Annotated in this window: 1 protein-coding gene and 1 pseudogene; both read right to left on the bottom strand. The window is 74.9% G+C overall.

Features of this window, described 5'->3' with window-relative positions; translation table 11 throughout:
• Positions 1–1001: NAD-binding protein (locus AOK18_RS30015; RefSeq protein ID WP_055696337.1), on the bottom strand; the 1001-nt coding region annotated here is incomplete at its 3' end.
• 247 nt (positions 1002–1248) lie between these two features.
• Positions 1249–1511 (bottom strand): annotated as a pseudogene (locus AOK18_RS30020) (hypothetical protein); the annotation flags it as partial.

A 1511-nucleotide genomic window follows, 5' to 3' on the forward strand; every position in this document is an offset into this window, starting at 1 on the left:
GCCTCGAAGACCTCGGCGGCGGCGGGGTCCTCGAGGACCGTCAGGGTGAGGTCGACCCCGTGGGCCTTCGCGAGCACCGCCGCGTACAGGTTGCGCGGGTCGTCTCCGCTGGCGAACACCGCCGCTCCCGCCGCACCGACGCGCTCGCGGCGCAGGAACGCCGGATCGAGGCCCGTCGCGTGGAACACCCGCGCCCCGTCGAGCGCGGCCGCGGCCGCGCGCGCCCGTGCCGCGTCCGGCTCGATCAGCCGCACGGAGAGCCCCCGGTCGAGCAGCACCCGGGCGATGGCCGTCCCCCTGCGCCCGGCGCCGAAGAGCGCGACGTCATCGACGGGCTCGGCCCCGGTGACCAGCCGGCTCCACGCGCGCGCCGCCGCCAGCGACGCCATCACGATCACCCAGTCGCCGGGTCGCAGCACCTCCTGTGCGGTCGGTCTGATCCACTGCCCGTCGCGCACGACGGCGACCACCCGCGACGCCGCGGGCAGGTCCGCGTCGCGCAGACGGCGGCCGGCGAACCGCGGCGGCCTCTCCTCACGGATGTCGACGCCGAGCACGACCACCTCGCCGCCGGCGAAGAAGTCCACGTGCCGCGCACCCGGCACGTGGAGGACGCGCACGACGGCGCTCGCGGTCTCGAACGCCGTCGAGACGAGGAGGTCCACGTCGAGATCGCCCGCACGCCAGGCGTCCAGGTAGTCCATTCCGGTGGCCCGCACGACGGTCCGCGCCGACGACAGCCTGCGGGCGAGCATGGCGGTCACCAGGTTGACCTCGTCCCGCGACGTGCAGGCCAGGACCAGCTCGGCGTCGGCCACACCGGCTTCGAGGAGCGTCTCGCGCGAGGTGCCGCTCCCGCGCGCGATCCGCACGTCGTAGGCGTGCGACAGGGCCTCCAGGCGCGCCTCGTCGATGTCGATCACCGTGCACTCGTGCGCCTCGGCGAGCGACTTCACCACGGTGTGACCGACCTGCCCCGCACCCACCACGACGACCCGCATACCGGCATCGTGGCACGTACGCACACCGCCCGCCGGGACGCCGGCGACGCGTCTCCGACGGCGCTGTCGCCCCCGGCGGGATCACCCGAGTTCTGAGCCTCGAACTCCGAGCCCCGAACCACGAGTTCCGAACCCCGAGCCACGAGTCCCCAGCTCCGAACCCCGAGCCCCGGGCCCGGGCACGTGGATCAACTGGTGACCGAGGCCCGGCCCCGGGCGTGAGCGGAGGCCCCGTGCGGGGTGGCCCTCACGCTCCGCCCGCGGTGCGCAGCCGCAGGGAGTGGTGCATCACACCCGCCGCGCACGCGGCGACGGGAACTCCGACGGCGGGCACCACCCACCACGGAGTGCCGGTCCACACCGCCGGGAGCCCCACCCCGAAGCACACGGCGACGCCGGTGAGGAGCAGCCACTTGCCGTACGGATTCCAGGTGAAGGGCCCGCGGTCGCGAGGTCTGACGAGGCGTACGGCACCGAACACGAACGCCTCGGCCGCGACGAACCCGGCGA

This window comes from Streptomyces prasinopilosus, from assembly GCF_001419695.1.
In the GTDB taxonomy this organism is placed as follows: domain Bacteria; phylum Actinomycetota; class Actinomycetes; order Streptomycetales; family Streptomycetaceae; genus Streptomyces; species Streptomyces prasinopilosus.